Annotated in this window: 18 protein-coding genes; 10 read left to right on the top strand and 8 right to left on the bottom strand. The window is 39.9% G+C overall.

Translation table 11 applies throughout. From position 1 onward, the window contains the following. Positions 1-134: 134 nt before the first annotated feature. The 5 genes from D0X99_RS16630 to D0X99_RS16610 all read right to left on the bottom strand — a co-directional run bounded on the left by D0X99_RS16630 (position 135) and on the right by D0X99_RS16610 (position 3,360). Positions 135-488 (bottom strand): hypothetical protein, encoded by a 354-nt coding sequence (locus D0X99_RS16630; protein ID WP_119478982.1) that lies wholly within the window; start codon positions 486-488, stop codon positions 135-137. A 203-nt stretch (positions 489-691) separates the two neighbouring features. Continuing rightward, positions 692-1,144 (bottom strand): nuclear transport factor 2 family protein, encoded by a 453-nt coding sequence (locus D0X99_RS16625; RefSeq protein WP_119478981.1) that lies wholly within the window; start codon positions 1,142-1,144, stop codon positions 692-694. Positions 1,145-1,233: 89 nt separating this feature from the next. Further along, positions 1,234-1,584, bottom strand: coding sequence for a MarR family winged helix-turn-helix transcriptional regulator (locus tag D0X99_RS16620; RefSeq protein ID WP_158587723.1), 351 nt, complete (start codon positions 1,582-1,584; stop codon positions 1,234-1,236). Positions 1,585-2,102: 518 nt separating this feature from the next. Next, positions 2,103-2,690: an NAD(P)H-dependent oxidoreductase gene (locus tag D0X99_RS16615; RefSeq protein ID WP_119479031.1), complete on the bottom strand. Its 588-nt coding sequence runs from the start codon at positions 2,688-2,690 to the stop codon at positions 2,103-2,105. Between the two features lie 64 nt (positions 2,691-2,754). Then, positions 2,755-3,360, bottom strand: coding sequence for a Crp/Fnr family transcriptional regulator (locus tag D0X99_RS16610; RefSeq protein ID WP_119479030.1), 606 nt, complete (start codon positions 3,358-3,360; stop codon positions 2,755-2,757). A gap of 1,023 nt (positions 3,361-4,383) precedes the next feature. Between D0X99_RS16610 and D0X99_RS16595 the strand changes: the two genes are divergently transcribed. The 9 genes from D0X99_RS16595 to D0X99_RS16555 all read left to right on the top strand — a co-directional run bounded on the left by D0X99_RS16595 (position 4,384) and on the right by D0X99_RS16555 (position 12,981). After that, complete coding sequence (locus tag D0X99_RS16595; RefSeq protein ID WP_119478977.1) at positions 4,384-5,376, top strand: glycosyltransferase family 2 protein; 993 nt, start codon at positions 4,384-4,386, stop codon at positions 5,374-5,376. Position 5,377: 1 nt separating this feature from the next. Continuing rightward, positions 5,378-7,198, top strand: a complete 1,821-nt coding sequence (locus D0X99_RS16590) for an ABC transporter ATP-binding protein (RefSeq protein ID WP_119478976.1) — start codon at positions 5,378-5,380, stop codon at positions 7,196-7,198. Further along, positions 7,195-8,142 carry a glycosyltransferase family 2 protein gene (locus tag D0X99_RS16585; RefSeq protein ID WP_119478975.1) on the top strand — a complete coding sequence of 316 codons (948 nt, stop codon included), beginning with the start codon at positions 7,195-7,197 and terminating at the stop codon, positions 8,140-8,142. The genes D0X99_RS16590 and D0X99_RS16585 overlap by 4 nt, the downstream gene beginning before the upstream one ends. Beyond that, positions 8,139-9,125: a glycosyltransferase family 2 protein gene (locus D0X99_RS16580; RefSeq protein ID WP_119478974.1), complete on the top strand. Its 987-nt coding sequence runs from the start codon at positions 8,139-8,141 to the stop codon at positions 9,123-9,125. Before D0X99_RS16585 ends, D0X99_RS16580 begins: the two co-directional genes overlap by 4 nt. Next, a complete protein-coding gene (locus tag D0X99_RS16575; protein ID WP_119478973.1) occupies positions 9,082-9,816 on the top strand; it encodes a glycosyltransferase family 2 protein in 735 nt (244 codons plus the stop codon). The genes D0X99_RS16580 and D0X99_RS16575 overlap by 44 nt, the downstream gene beginning before the upstream one ends. Positions 9,817-9,827: 11 nt before the next feature. Next, positions 9,828-10,673, top strand: coding sequence for a glycosyltransferase family 2 protein (locus tag D0X99_RS16570; RefSeq protein WP_119478972.1), 846 nt, complete (start codon positions 9,828-9,830; stop codon positions 10,671-10,673). 401 nt (positions 10,674-11,074) lie between these two features. Next, positions 11,075-11,920 carry an alpha/beta fold hydrolase gene (locus D0X99_RS16565; protein ID WP_119478971.1) on the top strand — a complete coding sequence of 282 codons (846 nt, stop codon included), beginning with the start codon at positions 11,075-11,077 and terminating at the stop codon, positions 11,918-11,920. Beyond that, entirely contained in the window at positions 11,913-12,407 is a 495-nt protein-coding gene (locus tag D0X99_RS16560; protein ID WP_119478970.1) for an RNA polymerase sigma factor, read from the top strand. Before D0X99_RS16565 ends, D0X99_RS16560 begins: the two co-directional genes overlap by 8 nt. Further along, a complete protein-coding gene (locus D0X99_RS16555; RefSeq protein WP_119478969.1) occupies positions 12,394-12,981 on the top strand; it encodes a hypothetical protein in 588 nt (195 codons plus the stop codon). Before D0X99_RS16560 ends, D0X99_RS16555 begins: the two co-directional genes overlap by 14 nt. A 98-nt stretch (positions 12,982-13,079) precedes the next feature. On the opposite strand, the gene D0X99_RS16550 is transcribed toward D0X99_RS16555, so the two are convergent. Then, positions 13,080-13,916 carry an alpha/beta hydrolase family protein gene (locus D0X99_RS16550; RefSeq protein WP_119478968.1) on the bottom strand — a complete coding sequence of 279 codons (837 nt, stop codon included), beginning with the start codon at positions 13,914-13,916 and terminating at the stop codon, positions 13,080-13,082. A gap of 366 nt (positions 13,917-14,282) precedes the next feature. Further along, positions 14,283-15,629: a serine hydrolase gene (locus tag D0X99_RS16545; protein ID WP_119478967.1), complete on the bottom strand. Its 1,347-nt coding sequence runs from the start codon at positions 15,627-15,629 to the stop codon at positions 14,283-14,285. 530 nt (positions 15,630-16,159) lie between these two features. Between D0X99_RS16545 and D0X99_RS16540 the strand changes: the two genes are divergently transcribed. After that, positions 16,160-17,269, top strand: coding sequence for a sialidase family protein (locus tag D0X99_RS16540; protein ID WP_147392247.1), 1,110 nt, complete (start codon positions 16,160-16,162; stop codon positions 17,267-17,269). Between the two features lie 48 nt (positions 17,270-17,317). On the opposite strand, the gene D0X99_RS16535 is transcribed toward D0X99_RS16540, so the two are convergent. Further along, positions 17,318-17,701, bottom strand: a complete 384-nt coding sequence (locus D0X99_RS16535) for an RNA methyltransferase (protein WP_119478965.1) — start codon at positions 17,699-17,701, stop codon at positions 17,318-17,320. Between the last annotated feature and the right edge of the window lie 578 nt (positions 17,702-18,279).

The following is an 18,279-nucleotide window of genomic DNA, read 5'->3' as shown; positions in this document are numbered from 1 at the left end:
ACCGGAGAACACAGCCTCCTTGTACTGCACTATCACAACCGTCCAGTTCCCTTGGCCCAAAATCCAAGGACCTCAAAGTAAAAAACCGGTATTTTAACCCCTCGCAGTTTGTGAATTCCTAAAAAATGAATCGGTTACAAGTTCAACTTGACCTTTACATCAGCATAAATGGCTGCGTTGGAATAAGGATAATCAAAGCCGGGTTGTGTTACTTCCACGCCATGAAGGTTCTCTTTCACCCACTTCTTTATTCGATCGCGTTGAGCTTCAGAATACCTCCCACCGATCAGAATCAAATCTACCTTGCGTCCGAGTGCTTCAATTTTTGCCATTCCTTCTTCTTCCCCCAATGTTCCATAGACACTGATGTCTCCCAATGAAGCAAGTAATCTTACCACCTCATCCCTTCGGAATGGGTTTCCTCCGAATAAAATGATCACCGGAGCATTTTCGGAACCTTTGATTTCTGACAATAAATTCTCTTTCATTTTCACTTTTTACCAGGGTTAACAGTTGAATTGGATTTACTTGATAAGAATAACTACAGTTGAAAGGAGGAGGATAACTTCACCCTTCTTCTTTGGAAAGACAAAATCCTATTGAGATTCAGGATATCGGATCTGTAAATCCAGTATAGGAAGGGTGAAATTCAAAGGACACCAACCAATGGCATCACTTATTTTTTACAGGTTTAGTGCTCCCCTTTCCACTTTTCCAGCAGGTTGAAAAAACCTGAGTCAACATCCAGTTTTCTCCACTTGAACTTCCATCCCTGATCAGTTCGGACAACTTTACTGTCATTGTACCGCCCACTGGCGATAACCATAGGAATGGCAGCTACTTCCAAGACTATCATGTCATGGGTAACATGTACCTCATTATCAGAGATCGGCTTAATAATCACGTTTGTTGCTTGATGTCTTTTCCCATTGGCATCTCCTCCTTCTCCAACATGGTGAGCTTCAAAGGCCTTTAATTCTTCCCAAGTTTTCATGTTGCCGAAGGCGCCGCTGTCATATCCCTCAAATTCTTCAGGAGACACCCAGCAGTTCATGAATCCGTCAACATCCTTGTTGTCTGTAGCAACCGTATAGGTGGCAATCAAATTTTGGATTTCAAGTAAATCCTGTACTGAAAGTTTCATAGTCAGTTAGCTTATGGTGAATGGATAATTGTTGATTTAATAATTGTTAAATATAATATTGTTAAATACGCATCAATATGGATAAAATTTTAGCCCACGTTTTTTACGATTTGATTCAAGACCTTCATCACGATCCCTCTTTCTTCCCCGGAAATACCCACTAGAGAATCTTCAATGGATTGATTGGCACATTCAGCAGTGGCCTCCTTTAAGGACTTCCCCAATTCTGTCAGATATATCCGAAAAACTCTTCGGTCGGATGGATCATCTTTGCGAATTACTATCCCCTCTCTTTCCAGTATATCAATGATTCGGGTGACATTTGCTCTATTTCTGGCTGTACAAACCGCCAACTCACTTTGTTGCATGCCATCCTGTTTCCATAAATGGGTTAGCACCCGAAACTGATCAGGAGTAATGGGAAGATTTTTTTCCTTCATCAATTTGGACAAATGCCTAAACATAGCAGTATGTGCCATACCCAACCTACGCCCAAACGATGATTCGAATTGAAAGTCCGTCATATAATATTGTTAAATACGCAACTTTTTGAAAAATGGTTCCTACGGACAAGGAATTATTTTCTTTTCGGAGAATCTGGAATACGTGAACAAAGTCCATATCGGAGAAATAAAGGTTTCTTGAAATAAGGGATAAAGAAAATGTGTAGGCAAAAGCGAGGCCTTTATGCCGTCTTCCTTAGGCTTTTGTTTGCCATTCAGCAAACTTGTCTGTAGGCGGAACAGTTAAGAACAGCAGAATAGGTTATTCAGGTCTTGAATATTTGGAATCAGAATTAATTCCTAATTGAAAAACAAACTTCAGGAAATCAATTTAGGGTATTAAAGTTCAGTCAACCTTTTCGATCAAGCTATTTTTTAGATTAATTCTAAGCTGAAAGAAAATGGAGTAAAACCATGGGTTAATTCTTAATACGAGGATTCCACTGGAAAATCCTTCAACCCTTTAACGCATCTTTCTTTCCCAATGCTTTTGCTTCTTCCATCCACTTGCTACGCTGGTTTGAGGTAGAGTTCCTGATGACCCCAAAAGTGGAGACCTTTACAGGTTTTACTCCAGAAAATTCCAAAGTGGATTTTTTCAATTGATTGATGCTAGGCCGCCCGTACATTAGCCAATAATACCATCCAGGCTGATCCAAGGAAGTCAGAATTCTTGCAGTTTTACCAGAAAGTAACTTATCCCAAAAAACGGAATCCTTTCGGTATTTAAAGGCATAACCGGGAAGAAAAAGGCGATCGATAAAGCCCTTAGTCAAAGCAGGCAATCCTCCCCACCATACCGGATGAACCCAAACCAAATGATCCGCCCATTTTATTTTCTCCCAAGACTCCACCAGGTCACTCTCCCACTCCATTCTTCTTTGATATCCAAATTGAAGATTTGGATTGAAATCCAGCTCTGCAATTCGTATTTCTTTAACAATTGCACCGGAAGAACTTGCCGCCTGCATGTAAGCGTCAGCCAAACCTCTGTTGAAGGAATCCGGATTGGGATGCCCGTTGATGACTACTATTTTTCTCATAATCTTTTTTGCTTGTTTTTCGGCAAAATTAGATTTGAGAGCAGTGGACACTCAGGACATTTGTCTATAAAGCAAAATTCTTCCTAATTCTGCTCAGGTGCCTCTGGGTAATCCCCAAATAAGAAGCTAAATAGTGAAGGGGAATTTTCTTAAGATATTCAGGATACCTACTGACCAAATCCTTGTAGCGCTCACTGGCAGAGTCTCTCTGAAACTGATAAACTCGTTTTTCCAAGGCAACATATTCGAATTCGGCCATTTGCCTTAAAAAATCAATCCAATTAGCGCTTCGCTTGATTAACTCCATCCATTTTTCTTTAGAAACGACAAGCAATTCCACAGAAGTGATTGCCTGAATATTTTCCATAGCCCCATTTCCTGTAATGTAAGAGGAATAGGAGGTAACCAAGCTGTTTGGGAAAGAGAAACAAAATGTGGTTTCATTGCCATTTTTATCGGAATGAAAAGACCTAAGAATCCCCGATAAAACAAAGCCGATTTCTTTGCTCACTTGATCCTGGGCGACAAATTTTTCACTTTTTTCAAGATACTTCTTACTGGCCAGACTGATAAAATCCCGAATATCCTTTTCAGTTAACATACCAAAATCGGTAAAAAAAGAGCGTACGAATTCTAAATCTTCCTCTTTCAATTGGTGATTCTTATCCATGTTTTGGTTTGTGTACATGATCAAATACAGGAAATAAGTCGAAAATCATCGGGATCAAAAATGGCCATGGATCAATTCAGAAGGTCAGGAGAAAAAAACTTCTTATCCCTACCCAGGATAAATTTCAATTTAAAAGACTCAAAGGCAATACTCCCATTTTCCGGATCATAAGTCCTCAAAACCTGAGACTGGTTCGATAAAGGAAACTTAAAAGAATAAGGTTCCTCAACAGCAGGAACAAAGGCTGGACCTAAGTCCAAAAAGAAATTCTTGAATTCAATCAATACCTCGAAGGAACTAAATCCAATCTACTTTCAGGGCATAAACAGGAAATGAAAATCAGCAGCTAGAATGTTGAGATTTCCTGAAAATCATACTTACAAACAATTACGAAAAAACGCATTACCAAATCATTGACTGCTTTTTACGCTACCAATTAGTCTTGCCGGTTTTTCCCAAAGTCGTCAAGCTATTCCCGGGAGGAGGGAATTTAAAATGAGTACGATATAGGTATCCATTGTTCCTGTGGAGATGGGAAGGAGTCGGATCATTGACAGTAAGGTAATCCTAAAATTTAATGAATTAATAACCTAAAACACTGATATTAAAAGTGATACACCGCAGGAAATAAAACCAAACATTGAAAGACAAACCAAATCGAAAAAACAGCATGGTTCAACTTTTATAGTTTGCCTTGCATCCATATTGGAAACTTAGCCTCAACTGATGCCGGCTAGGATCTAAATCCAACAACCTTTTAACTAAGGGATGGACCTTTCACATGATCGCTTCAGGCGAAAAAAGTGATTTAGGAAAGGTTACTGGGATAGGAATCTTAATCACAAGATTATTTTCAGTAGGACGTTATAAACTCTCCCGACTGGAATGCCTCAGGTTTCTGGGCTTGTTTCTTTTCTGGAAGATTGGCCATCAATGTAAAAACCAAAATGAATCATTTTTCCCAAATGGATATGTAGCGATTTAATGTTCAGAGTACGTTTTAAAATAAACTAAACCACTATTATGTCGACCCTAAAAATTTCAGTGGTCCTGCCCAATTTCAACGGCAAGGACCTGTTAGAATCTTTTTTGCCCTACACTTTTGAAGCGCTTCGTAACAGTCAGGTTGACTTTGAATTCATTTTGGTGGATGATGCCTCAACCGACGAATCAGTACCATGGACAAAATCAAGCTATCCCGAAATAAAAATCATTCAAAATTCCTCCAACAGAGGATTTTCCAATTCCTGCAATTGCGGAATTGAAGCCAGTCAGGGAGATCTGGTTTTGCTTTTAAATTCAGACATCCGGTTATCTCCGGATTATTTTCAAAACCAGCTCAAATACTTTGACGATGAAGACACTTTTGGGGTGATGGGTAAAATCCTGAATTCCCATAACCGTGAGTTGGAGATAGGCGCCAAAATTCCGAGAAGAAGCGGCATTTTTCTAAAGTCAGACATTCAGTATATCCCAAAAACCGCTGAAAGTTGGGCACCAACTCTTTTTCTATCCGGGGCAAACGCATTGATTGACAGAAAAAAGCTGATTGCCCTAGGAGGATTGGACGAGGTTTTCAGTCCTTTTTACGCTGAAGACCTTGACTTATCGGTAAGAGCCTGGAGAATGGGATGGAAGTGCTATTTCGAAAAAGAATCTGTTTGCTACCATTTGGGATCCAAAACCATCAAATCAAACAATCCCAACCCCAGAATAAAAGCCACCTATTTCAGAAACCGGATGATCTTTCATGCCATTCATCTGGAACCTAACCAGCTCAACAGCTGGAAGCTGCAAACCTTAGTTTTGGATGTTTTGCCAAAACTGCTCCTGGGAAAATTCTGGATTTTAACGAGTTACCGGGAGATGATCAAACTTTGGCCCCAGATCAAAAAATCCAGGCAACAACTTTCGGAAATACTCCAGGTCCAATCCAATCATCCCCTGACTTTGGAAGATGTGGAGCAGGAAATTCTTTACATGCTTCCAAAATCCTTAGAACTCCAAAGCATCTGAAATGAGTACCTATTTCCGCATTCTGGGTTTTGCAAAACCCATCTCCAACTATGCGCTGCCTTATTTTGTGCTGATTGCATTGGCAACTTTGTTCGGAACCTTAAACCTGGCGCTTTTGGCACCACTCCTAACAGCGCTTTTTTCACCTCCCGGAACCAAGACCATAGCCGCTCCGGAATCTTCGGTGGATATCATGGCCTGGTTTGAATATCTGACTTATCGAATTCAGTCTGAAACAAGCCAGGAGCAAACCTTGCTTTGGATTTGTGTCTCCATTTTGGTTTCGGTTTTCCTCAGTAATCTTTTTCGGTATGCTTCATTTCGGGTCATGGAAAACTTCAGAATCCATACCCTCCTAAATCTCAGGAAAGCCCTTTTTAACCGGGTAATGGAAAAGGATTTAACCTACTTTACCAATCAGCGAAAAGGTGATATCATTTCCAAAATTGCTTCCGATGTTCAGATAGTCCAGTTTTCGGTTACCTCATCGCTTCAGGTTTTGATAAAAGAGCCTTTGCAGTTGGGCGCATACTTGCTGGTATTGTTCAGTATTTCGGTCAAACTGACTTTGTTTTCGGTTTTGGTTATTCCGGTTTCTGCCTGGGTCATTTCCAAAATTGTTCGAAGGCTCAAATCCCAGGCAAAAGACGCTCAGGAGCGATTCGGGAATATGATCAGTTATTTGGATGAGGCACTCAGCGGCATGAGGATTATAAAAGCTTTCAATGCCACCGAAAGAATCAAAAGCAAATTCCACCAGGAGAACATTGCATTTTCCGAACTGGGTAAAAAAATGGCCTATCGCCAACAATTGGCCTCTCCAGTTTCAGAATTTTTGGGAGTTGCCATGGTTGCCATACTGGTTTTGTATGGAGGAAATCTTGTATTGCAGCAAAGGGAAGGGCTTTCAGCCTCTGCTTTTATCACCTACATCGCCATATTTTCTCAAATCATGCGGCCGGCCAAGGCTATCACGGAATCCTATAGTCAACTTCAATCCGGCCTGGCCGCAGGGGAACGTGTCTTGGAAGTTTTGGATGAGAAAGATCCTTTCAAGGAGCCGGAAAACTGTGTTGAGCTAAAAGAATTCAAAAATAGGATAAGCTTCCAGGAGGTTTCTTTCGCCTATGAAGAACGAAGAGTACTCCGGGATATAGACTTAAGCATTGAGAAAGGAAAAACCATAGCCTTGGTTGGTCCATCCGGAGGCGGGAAATCGACACTGATGGATATGGTTCCCCGGTTTCTTCGACCGACGTTGGGGAAAGTTCTGATTGACGACCTGGACCTGAATCTAGTTCGGTCCACTTCCCTGCGCTCTCTGATAGGATTTGTAAATCAGGACAGCATCCTGTTTCATGATTCCATTCGGAATAACATAGCCTTCGGAAAACCGGATGCCAGTTTGGAAGAAATTCAACAAGCGGCACGAATAGCCAATGCCCATGATTTCATTCTTGAAACCGCTCAGGGATATGACACCTTGATAGGTGAAAGAGGAACAAAACTCTCAGGGGGACAAAGGCAACGACTTTGCATCGCCCGTGCGGTACTCCAAAATCCACCCATTCTGCTTCTGGATGAAGCCACCTCAGCGCTGGATACCGAATCTGAGCACTTGGTTCAGGATGCCCTTCAAAACCTGATGAAAAACAGGACTACCCTGGTGATTGCTCACAGACTGAGTACAATTCAAAAGGCTGATGAAATAATCGTCCTGGACCAGGGAGAAATCAAGGAACGCGGAACGCATTATGAACTTCTGTTTAAGGAAGGGATATACAGCCGGTTAATTGACAAACAAAGTTTTCATACCGCATGAAATCACCCCTTATCTCTGTTGCTGTATGCACCTATCAGGGTGAAAAATTTTTGAAGGAACAGTTGGATTCACTGATTTCACAAACCTATCATCCCTTTGAAATCGTCATTCATGATGACCATTCGAATGATGGCACCTGGGAAATTATTGAATTGTACCAATCCAAGTTTCCAAACTTGATCCGAACCCATCGGAACAGAACCCGACTTGGGATCAAAACCAATTTCCAACTGGCATTTAACGATTGCAAGGGTGAGCTGATTGCTCCATGTGATCAGGATGATCTTTGGCATCCCAAAAAGTTGGAACTGATGTCAACACGGATAAAGAATCATCTGTTGATTTATCATGATTCTGAGCTGATTGATGCTTCGGGAAACCGGCTAGGAACAAAAATTTCCGACAAATTCCGGTTCATCAAGGGTAGCGACCCGACTCCATTTCTTCTTTTTAACTGTGTTTCGGGTCACAGCATGCTCTTCCATCAATCCCTGCTAAAAGATGCTCTTCCATTTCCACAGGTGGGATACCACGACCATTGGCTGGTTTATATGGCAGCAGAGAAAGGAAGTATTGATTACATGGAGGAATCCCTTGTTTTTTTTCGACAGCACGACAGAAATGCTTCAGGTTATGGAAAAAGAAGAAAATATAAAAACAGGTTCACGGGAGCAAAAAACCGGATGGTAAGAGAAAATCTCTGGCTTCAAGCCTGCAGTGAACTGCCAAAACGAAAATCCAGCAATTCCCTGGAATCCCGGATCTTCGATTTAGCCTACTCCAGGGAAAAAAGCTATGTAGTTCCAAAACTGGGATGGACAATATGGAAAAACAGAAAACGCTTGTTTGCCATGTTTCCTTACAAGTTACTAAAGCATCTGGCCATGTCATTTAGATACTCCTGGGGACTAAAAATTAAAAAACTGATATACCTGAGTGCATGAAAGTATCTGTTATTATTCCCTGCCACAATTACGGCCACTTTCTTCCGGAAACCCTGAATTCACTGGTACTGCAGACCTATCCGAATTGGGAAGCCCTGATCATTGATGACGGTTCGGATGACTGCACTCCCCATGTAGCTTCCAACTGGATGAAGAAAGATCCCAGGATTAACTACTTCAGACTGGAAAAAGGAGGAGTTTCCAGAGCAAGAAACCATGGATTATCCTTATGCCAGGGAGACTTTATTCAGTTTTTGGACGCTGATGATCTTTTAAGCCCTGAAAAAATCGAACTCCAACTCGCAGCGTTCAGAAAATTTCCTGACTTGGATCTCACCTACACGGAGAATTACTATTTCCCTGACGAAGAGCCTCAACTGCGCTACCTGGATCAGGAATTCACCAACCGAATTTGGTTGAGGAAATTCTCCGGATCTGCTGCCTACGCATTGGAAAACCTAATTCAAAACAACCTTGCCGTAGTCAGCAGCCCAATGATCCGAAAGGATTTGGCTCTTGCTACCGGAGGATTTTCGGAAGATTTTGCTTTTTGTGAGGATTGGAAATTTTGGTTTCAATGTGTGCTTTTAGGTGCCAAAATCCGATTTGTCTCCCACCCCGATGCCTACACCCTCATTCGGGTACACAAAAAAAGTGTGAGTCAAAACCTTAGGTCCATGCAATACGGAGAAATGAAACTACGGGCATGGTTGGAAGATCAACTTAAGCAGAATCAATACCTCTCCCAAAGGGAAAAAAGACACCTCCTTCAACTCAATAAAAGCAGGAAGTCACTTTTAGTAAAGCACATGATTTATCTGAGCCCCCTTTCAGATCTCGATCATTTGATCGAAATAGGAAAGTTGATCCCTTGGTATCAGGTTCTCCTTTATTACCTCAAAGCACTGAATCGTAAACGAAAAAACAACAGAAAAACCCATGCAATTCATCGACATAATCATTCTGTCCAACGCACAAAATGAATCACTTCGGAAATTGACCATGGATTGCCTTGAATCGCTTATTTCCTCAGAAGATGAAGACGCTATCCGGTTCAATATCCTTGTCATTGAATCGGCGAATACAAGTCCATATGACTTTCCAAACTGCCGTACCCTTTTTCCGAAAATGTCTTTCGGATATAACAAATACATGAATTTAGGAATAAGGAAAAGCAGCTCACCGCTTGTTTGTCTTTGTAACAATGACTTATTGTTTCAGCAAGGTTGGGCTTCAGCAATTCTTAAGGCATTTGAAGAAACCCCGGGTCTAAAAAGTGCTTCCCCCTACTGTAGGCTCAATCACCCGGCCCGAAATATTCCATCCCACTCCGGAATCAAGTTTGGTTATGGTGTAAGAGATGAAATTTCAGGCTGGTGCATTCTTTTTAAGCGGGAAATACTTAAAACAACAGGACCATTGGATGAACGCCTGACATTCTGGTATTCTGACAACGACTATGCAAAAACTCTTGAAAAATACGGAATACTACATGCATTGGTGACTGACTCATTTGTTGACCACTTGGAGAGTCAAACATTGGCCATCCGAAGCAAGAAGGAAAGGCTAATGATGACAGGAGGAGAACGGTATTACTTTGAATACAAATGGGGAACAAGAAGTTACTTCTCCTTCCTAAACCATAAACGAAAACAATTTTTTAAAAGCCTCTAATTTCCCACTAAATGAACCCTTTAATTTCAGTTGTTATCCCGGTATTTAACTGCGATAAATTTTTGGAAGACACCATTTCTTCAGTTTTAAACAGTGACTATAAAAACCTGGAAGTGGTCCTGGTTAATGATGGGAGCACCGACAATTCGCTTAGCTGCTGCAAAAAGTGGAAGGAACTGTTTCCGGCAAAGGTTCAAGTAGTTGACCAAAGAAATCAAGGTCCCTCTGTTGCCAGAAATACAGGCATTTATCAGGCTAAAGGAAAATACATTCTGCCTTTGGACGGAGACGACCTAATTCATCCCCAATACATTTCTGAGGCTGTTCGGGTTTTAGAATCAGATTCAAGCATTAAAGTGGTGTATTGTAAGGCTGAAAAATTCGGTAAAAAAACAGGTGTCTGGAATTTGAAACCCTTTTCCTTACAAAGTCTGGCAAAAGACAACATGATCTTTGTTTCAGGGATATACAGAAAATCTGACTGGGCCAGTATTGGAGGTTACGATCACAGATTTATTTGGGGTTGGGAAGACTGGGAATTCTGGATTAATATGTTGAAAAAAGGAGGAAAAGTAGTTCAACTGCCTTTGACAGGTTTTTTTTACCGGATCAGGGATAACTCCCGAAGAAAGTCAACGAACAGGCAGGGCAAAAAAATGACCTTATTTCTTCTGAATAAAAAACATCCAGAATTTTTCCAAAGGTATTTGAGAGGGCCTATAAGAAATCCCCGTGGCGTATCGATCCCTCTCAATGCAACACTGCACTTAATTAAACACATGAAAATGCGTTGTCAGGTTGAAACGAAACTGCTTCAGAAGCTTATAAAATCATCAGAGGGAAAAATCAAAAACTAAATCTGCAAGTTTTTATTCTTTCCAACATCTTTTATTCAATTTCTCCTGGATCAAAGAATTTTAACTCGAGAAAGACTATCCAATCCAAAATTCAAAAAAGATCAGGGTCTCTTCTTTAAAAACGGACTTTAAAGCTCAAAACCGAAAAACAATACCTGATTCATTCTTATGGATTCAAGATTCCAATAACTAAAAAAACATTTTTGAGGGCTAAATCAAATCTGCCATTTTCCCCGGAACTTCTTCCAAGTGACAGGTAATGAGCGTTTTGATGCAAATGGAATCATGTTACCAATAACTCCCTTCGCATGAATTACAAAAAAGTCAGGGAGAATCAGTAGAATAAATCAAAACCAGTGTAACAAACTGAGTAGAACGGCATCTAAAGGGAAAACTCCAGAATGAAACTAAAAAAGATTTTCCTATTGCTCCTAATCAGTCTGAGTTCCCCCTTTATTTTCGCTCAGCAATCCTATAAAGTCTCTGTTACAGGATCCGGTAAACCAGTTTTGTTTTTCCCTGGGATAGGTTGCCCCGGAGAGGTTTGGGAAGAAACTGTTTCCGAATTATCCAAGACATACGAATGCCATGTATTTACTTTTGCGGGATTTGGAGAAGTTCCTCCTGTGGGTACCCCATGGTTGTCAAGAATCAAAGAGGAAATCCTGGAATACGCGGATTCCAATAACTTGGTTGCCCCAACCCTTATCGGCCATAGCCTTGGTGGCACCTTATCACTTTGGATGGCCACAACAGATACCACCCTATTTGAGCAGGTGATTGTTGTGGATGCACTACCGGCAACAGCTGCCTTAATGATTCCCAATTATCAGGGACAGGAACTAAAGTATGACAGCCCACAAAATAAAATGATGGTGGAAATGGATCAGAAATCATTTGAGGAGCTTACTTCAAGGAACTCTTCTTTTCTCAGTTTAAACAAAGAAAAGCATAGCCAAATTACCAAGTGGATCACCGAGGCCGACAGAAAAACCTATGTCTATGGATATACCGAAATGTTGAACTTGGATTTAAGGGACCAAATAGCTCAAATAAAAACACTTGTGACCGTAATAGCCGCAACATTCCCGGATAAGGCAACGATTCAAAAAAACTACTTGGACCAATACAGGAAACTCCCTTCCACCGAATTTATATATGCTGAAAATTCCGCACACTTTATCATGTTTGACCAAAGGGATTGGTTTATTGAGCAATTAAAAAAACTACTGGAGAAAGGTGAATAGCAGAGCGGAGTTTATCAGGATCTATGAACAATTTCACCCCAAGGTATTCAGACTTTGCAAAGGTTTCTTCAATGGAAATGAGGATTTGGCTGCAGATTATACCCAGGAAATATTCATTAAAATCTGGGAAAAAAAAGACTCCTTTAAAAAAGACTCCAATGTAGGGACATGGATCTACAGGATTTCAGTGAATATGTGCTTAATGCAGATCAGAAAAGAAGCACGAGAGAAAAAGAAAAGTTATTCCACCTATTTTGAGTCCGTCACAGAGACATATGACCCAGAGCATGAACATCGACTTAAAACGATGTACGAGTGCATTCATCAACTCAAGGAGAAAGACCGACTTATCATATTGATGGTACTGGAGAAGGTACCCTATTCCCAAATCACAGAAGTTATTGGAATTTCTGAGGAATCATTAAGAGTCACTATTCATCGAATTAAGAAAAAACTCACATCCTGTGCTCAACATGGAAAACTTTGAAGAATTCAATCAGCTTTGGGAAAGTCAACCTATCCTAACTCAAACTGCAAATCCGAATGAGACTCTGGAAAAGGCTGAGAATCATCTTCGGTATTTAAAGAGAGGAAAAATCTGGACTATTCTGATTTTGGGTTCACTGATGGTCGGTCTTTTCCTTTATTTAGGGTGGGCTATATCCCATGATTTTACCGGGATGATTTCCGGTTTGGGGTTGATGATCTCAGCCATCAGTATACGACTGGGCTTGGAATTTATAAGTACTTATCGGTTTAATACCATTAGTCTGGAAAGCTCTCTTACTGCATTCCACGACCGGGTAGTTGCTTTTTATGTTTGGCAAAATGTGGTCAACAAAATTTTCATCCCCATACTGTATTTGCTGTACCTTGTTGGGTTTACCATGCTACTCCCCTATTTCAAACAAAGTCTTTCATCCGGGATGTATTGGTACGTTTTGTTCAGTGGCTACGGTTTTCTATTGGGTTTCACCTGGGTGATCTGGAGAAAAATAAAAATGGAAAATCGGATTTTGGAAACCCTAAAGAAAATCTCAAGCGAAGAAGGAACAGGTTGAATTCCATTTCTGTAAAATTCAATGCTGTAACTCCTTTCATTAAGGAGAGATCCAAACTCATCTTTACAGGAAAAATATACTCCCAACAACTTAAGATCCTATTCAAGAATCTCCCTGAGAAGCATCCTCCATAGAACAAGACGGTTATTCTCTTTAAATATGCCGAAATGGCCAATGCTTTTATATCCAAAGTCATAAGGATCTAAATGGACCCGTTTAATCTGAGCCTTTGAGAACCGATCAGCCAACCAATTCACAGCATCAATTGGGGCAAATTTATCATCCTCAATACTTATGCAAGTAACCCGAGTGACAATGGATTTAAAGTAAAGGACATCTTCATTAAATTCCTCCAAAAAATAATCAGGACTTCTGCACCATTTACTCCATTGCAATCCAACCTCTTTCGGTAAATCCTCCATTCTTGAAAAAGATTTGGCAGGAAAATACCGATAGATTTTAAGTAAAGCCGGGAATAGAACATGCCAGGTTGCCCACATTTTCAATTTTTCACTCCCTTTCCAAAACCCCCAATAGCCCGATTGGCTGCCTATTAAAATAATTTTTTCCAAATCGACTGAAGATTTTGCAAATCCCAGAAGTTGGCCTCCTATGCTATGTCCTAAGACAAAAATCTTGGACAAAGAAAATCGGACTTTGGAAAACTCAATAACGGATTCCAGATCATGAACTCCCCATTCGGAGGCACTGGTGGAGACAGTTTTTATTGAATCCGCCAATGATTCACCTATACCGTGAAAATCAAAAGTAATGACGGTGATTCCATTTTCATTTAGGTAGTTGGCGAAAGGATGGTAAAAAGACTGCTTAACTCCCGTTGCCGGGGAAATAATCAAAACCAAAAAAGAATCCTGAGGAAAAACAGAAGCTGAGATCCAATACTCTTTTCGGGTTTTCAGTTTAATTAACTCCATTTTTCATATACAATTCACCAGTTCAATTAAATTAAACTTTACACCATGGTACCCATGAATCCCATATCCTTCAGTTACTGAAATAATTTAAAGACATAATCAATTAAACCACTTAAACACCTTTGGTTTTAATTAAAAATTGGACATAAGTCATTGAATTGAACATCCTTCTTGAAAGTGTATTTTCAAATCACTCACGATTGACATCTAAAGGCATCTTAGAATATCACAACGGATCGGGCAGGATAACAAATTATTCCCTTAAACTTAGGATCAATTAAAGCCATTTAAGGAAAAGGTTAGGTGTATTGAAAATTCAATGAGGCAAATTTAATTGAAACCAGAAGGACGGACTCCCTAACCTCTTCAATGCTCAATTTTATCCCCTACCTTGGTTCCTAAACCTTCCTTATACCTGATCTGAATTCCATCTTCAGTCTTTTTAAAGGAAACTGAAACATCTTCTCTAGGTATAAAAAAGGAAGTTTCAGATTCTGGGTAGAAAGTTTCCATTACTCCATCGTTGATTTGAAGCAATAGATTCCCTCCTTCTTCAGAAATAGTAATTTGGAGTTTATCGGATATTTGATAAATACCTACCCAACGATTCAAAATTTCCGCATCAACGGTGACTCTAGCCTTTTCCTTTGGGAATTCCGGAAGTTTATTGTTTAAAATAGAATATATATTCCATGATATTCTTTCCAGCATAGTGGATGTGGTGTTGCTCAATAGAATTATACAGATATCATTTACAGGGTCCCAGGCAAAAAAGCTAGTTGCCCCTTCAAGATTCCCCCCATGGTTAATCACTGAGACTCCTAATTTATCCTCAACAAACCAACCGTAGCCATAGGAATCGTTCTTTTTGGTAAAGGAAACACTTGCCAAATCTTTTGAAAGCAACTTGTTGTATTTCAACCCTTGGTAAAACTTAAACAAATCTGCCAGGGAACTGTGAAGACCACCATCAGCTAGGGTAAGTTTAAAATTCCACGAAGGTGCAAGCTGTGTTTTTCGGGGAGAAAGCATGGAATAAAGCACCGACTTATTTTCATCCAAGAGATTTGAGAAGTCAAATCCAGAATTCCTCATCTCAAGAGGATCCAAAATATAGTCCTGCATTGCCTTTTGAAATGGGACTTGCCTCAAATTTTCAACAATAGCGCCCAGCAAAATAAAATTGGAATTAGAGTAAGAAAACTTCGTCCCCGGTTTGAACTTAAGATCAGCTTTTTCAAAAAGCCGGATCACCTGAAGGATATTTACTGGAGTATCCGTAAATAACCAGTTAATATATTCCTCGTATTCCAGGGCATCCGGAATTCCGGAGCTATGGGAGAGCAGGTGGGAAACGGTAATTTCTTCTGAAATTTCCACGCCATTTAAATAGTTTTTGGCAGGTGCATCCAGATCAATTAATCCCTCCTGATGAAGTTGCAAAATCAAAATTCCGGTAAAAGATTTGGTAAGTGAGCCAATGGGAAAAATACTTTCCGGGGTATGCAATTCACCTAACTCCTTATTTTTAAATCCATATCCTGCCAGATGAACAATTTGTTCATTTTTCGAGATCAAAACGGATCCATTAAACTGATTTAAGTCTATATACGCGCTAAGTAGACTGTCAACCAGGTCATGACGTTGGGCCGAAAGGGGATTGGAAATCAAAAAAATCATTGAGCCTATCAAGAAACTGAAATACTTGAGCATGGGTAGTGAATTTGTTAATGGTACATATAAAGTAATTCGTTAGTCACAGAGCTATGACCCTTAGGAACTGGCAAGAAGTCCATCCCTTCCCATGTGATTTTACAAGAATTAAACCGTGGACGATCCAGTCCTTAGGATAGCCTCCAGAAAAGCACTTTATGGACAAATGTCCATTAAACAGTCCAAAAAAAGATTCCTTCTGCAAGTTACCCAGTTAAAGGACTGTTCAATATTGATCAAAAATTATAAGGAACGTCCAAAAACAAAACAGTTCCAAAATTTAAATAAAATTAAATTTTCAAACTCAATATACAGGATATACAAAACAAAAGACTGACTTACATTATTTTTATTTCATCCCACCTCTTAAACTGTAAGCTATATTTATTTAAGGATTATACTGAAGAGAAAAAATACTTTTTTGGACCTATGTCTAAACCATCAAATGCAACTCCAAAATCACAAGAAGAACAGCAAAAATAAGTAGCATTAAGCATGAGCATCCCGTCATATAAAAAAACAAAAATTATATGAATCAAATAAATTCAAGAACAATTCTATTTATTACAGCTCTGTTGTTTTTTTTCAGTGGATGTGTTGAAGATAACGAATTCAAACCCATCAAATCAGGCCCCTTAACCTTGGTCAATCATGAACTGAACGGCATATCAGTTAATGAGTTGGTAATTGCCGGAGACTGGATTTTTGCGGCAACTACCGATGGGGTATATGGTAAGCAACTGAATGTACCCAGTTCAAAATTCCTTCCATTGGGACTTCAGAAAAATGATGTAAGGGACATTCATCCTTTTACAGTCTCTGAAATTCTTGCTTCGGTGGTCAATTTCACTACAGCGGCAACGGAAGTCAAAATTTACAGAACCTCGAACAGGGGAACCAACTGGAATGTATTTGATACGAATTTTGGAGGGTCTGATGAGCGGTTTAAAGACGGATTAAGTGATTTTGAAGCCGTTCCCGGCGAGCCTAATCAGTTATATGCCAGTGGTCAATTAGTAGTTGCCAAATCGCTGGACAAAGGAAAAACATGGACTCCTATTTGGGGAGATTGGGGAATGACTGCCCAACCACTTATGACTTTGTCAGTAAATCCATTAAAAACTGATGAAATCTGGGTCGGAGGTCAGGGATCAATAGAAAATGGCTATTTGATTAAATTGAAAAATGAACAAGAAGAAAAATCGTGGTATGACTTAGTACCGAATCCGACTACGGTTAAGGAAATAGTATTTGACCGGGATAATCCACAATCCATCTATGTGGGCTGGGAAGGAGAATTATCTAAATCCATTGATAATGGGAAAACTTGGCAGACTTTGATTAACGCTCAAGAAAACTCAGATTTCTTCCATGGAATAGGAATAAGTCCAACTAAATCTTCAAGGGTTTATGCCGGTAGATGGATAAAAGCTCGCGAAGTACAGAAACTTGAAGTATACTACAGTGAGGACAGAGGTGCCACTTGGAAGACAGAAGAGTTTCCCCAAATCGCTCAAGGTGGTGTATGGGACCTCAAAGTCATCAAATTAGGCAACAAGGACAGGATATTCATGGGTTTAGACAAAGGGGGAATTGTCGAGTTGGTCAACGATGAAAATGCCGTTACCACCAATCAATAAATCGATCCAAGTCACAATTCGATCATCTCTCAGGAATAAAAAAGGAAGTCAATTGACTTCCTTTTTTATTCCTTTTCCAGTCCGATTCTTAGAATTTGATTTTCGGGAAACCTTGTTGAAATTCAGGAAAACAGCCAGTAAATAGTCAAAATCAGGCTTATTCCTGTATCCCCGAGAATTGAAATAACAATATCCTTTGTAACACTCTTTTCTTTTCATCAACATAGTTTCATATCCCTCTCGCAATGAGAGCGACTCCGGTAAAGCCGGATCAAATCGAAGCATCAGTCGGTCACCACTTACACAAATACCCGTTTTTCCGTTAACCAGGAAATTCAGAACGGCAAACATCTCTTTTTCTACGACCGCAATACCTTCTAATTCAGCCAAATAGATTCTCACTCCATTGGCAAGTGTTGCGTTGTAAGCCATGAAAAACCTGAGGATTAATTTCTGGAATGTAAACCAAAGGTACTGCCCTCGCTGTCAAGGAAAATTGCCACGAATCCAAATTCCCCTATATTCATTTTAGGCTATACCATCTTTACACCGGCCATTTCAATTCTCAGTTCAAGCAAAGATCAATCTTCCGTTTCAAAGTATACAATGGTATTGCTCGAACATGGCTTCCAATCGGTTTTTTCTACAATGGCCCCGGAACTATTTGGGCCATGCGGCTTAAAAGGAAATGCGGCTTGCCTCCCCCATTCAACTGGCAAGTCTGACAGTTGAACTTCAAACACTTTTTCTTAGAATTGTTTTGCTCTTTCGAAGCTGTTGACAAATGTACAATTCAATCTTAATCCTCTCAGGTTAAGATACCCAATACTAATGGATCCGCTTTTTCCGTGATTGGCAAAGGAAGTTGTCCAAGTTAAATTCTTCCATTGAAGGGTTTCCTATTCAGTCAGCACTTCAATTTCAGAATCAATGTGGAATTTCGAAATGAAATTTATTTTTAACTAAGTTCTGAACTGGAGGTAGATAAAAAAGATCAAAAATGTTCTTAA

Source organism: Algoriphagus lacus (assembly GCF_003583985.1).
Taxonomy (GTDB): domain Bacteria; phylum Bacteroidota; class Bacteroidia; order Cytophagales; family Cyclobacteriaceae; genus Algoriphagus; species Algoriphagus lacus.
This window is presented reverse-complemented; position numbering and strand designations above follow the sequence as displayed.

Excerpts from the sequence above, each read along its gene's own strand:
- D0X99_RS16630 (WP_119478982.1), bottom strand. The coding sequence starts at position 488 with ATGAAAGAGAATTTATTGTCAGAAATCAAAGGTTCCGAAAATGCTCCG.
- D0X99_RS16625 (WP_119478981.1), bottom strand. The coding sequence starts at position 1,144 with ATGAAACTTTCAGTACAGGATTTACTTGAAATCCAAAATTTGATTGCC.
- D0X99_RS16620 (WP_158587723.1), bottom strand. The coding sequence starts at position 1,584 with ATGAAGGAAAAAAATCTTCCCATTACTCCTGATCAGTTTCGGGTGCTA.
- D0X99_RS16615 (WP_119479031.1), bottom strand. The coding sequence starts at position 2,690 with ATGAGAAAAATAGTAGTCATCAACGGGCATCCCAATCCGGATTCCTTC.
- D0X99_RS16610 (WP_119479030.1), bottom strand. The coding sequence starts at position 3,360 with ATGGATAAGAATCACCAATTGAAAGAGGAAGATTTAGAATTCGTACGC.
- D0X99_RS16595 (WP_119478977.1), top strand. The coding sequence starts at position 4,384 with ATGTCGACCCTAAAAATTTCAGTGGTCCTGCCCAATTTCAACGGCAAG.
- D0X99_RS16590 (WP_119478976.1), top strand. The coding sequence starts at position 5,378 with ATGAGTACCTATTTCCGCATTCTGGGTTTTGCAAAACCCATCTCCAAC.
- D0X99_RS16585 (WP_119478975.1), top strand. The coding sequence starts at position 7,195 with ATGAAATCACCCCTTATCTCTGTTGCTGTATGCACCTATCAGGGTGAA.
- D0X99_RS16580 (WP_119478974.1), top strand. The coding sequence starts at position 8,139 with ATGAAAGTATCTGTTATTATTCCCTGCCACAATTACGGCCACTTTCTT.
- D0X99_RS16575 (WP_119478973.1), top strand. The coding sequence starts at position 9,082 with ATGCAATTCATCGACATAATCATTCTGTCCAACGCACAAAATGAATCA.
- D0X99_RS16570 (WP_119478972.1), top strand. The coding sequence starts at position 9,828 with ATGAACCCTTTAATTTCAGTTGTTATCCCGGTATTTAACTGCGATAAA.
- D0X99_RS16565 (WP_119478971.1), top strand. The coding sequence starts at position 11,075 with ATGAAACTAAAAAAGATTTTCCTATTGCTCCTAATCAGTCTGAGTTCC.
- D0X99_RS16555 (WP_119478969.1), top strand. The coding sequence starts at position 12,394 with ATGGAAAACTTTGAAGAATTCAATCAGCTTTGGGAAAGTCAACCTATC.
- D0X99_RS16550 (WP_119478968.1), bottom strand. The coding sequence starts at position 13,916 with ATGGAGTTAATTAAACTGAAAACCCGAAAAGAGTATTGGATCTCAGCT.
- D0X99_RS16545 (WP_119478967.1), bottom strand. The coding sequence starts at position 15,629 with ATGCTCAAGTATTTCAGTTTCTTGATAGGCTCAATGATTTTTTTGATT.
- D0X99_RS16540 (WP_147392247.1), top strand. The coding sequence starts at position 16,160 with ATGAATCAAATAAATTCAAGAACAATTCTATTTATTACAGCTCTGTTG.
- D0X99_RS16535 (WP_119478965.1), bottom strand. The coding sequence starts at position 17,701 with ATGGCTTACAACGCAACACTTGCCAATGGAGTGAGAATCTATTTGGCT.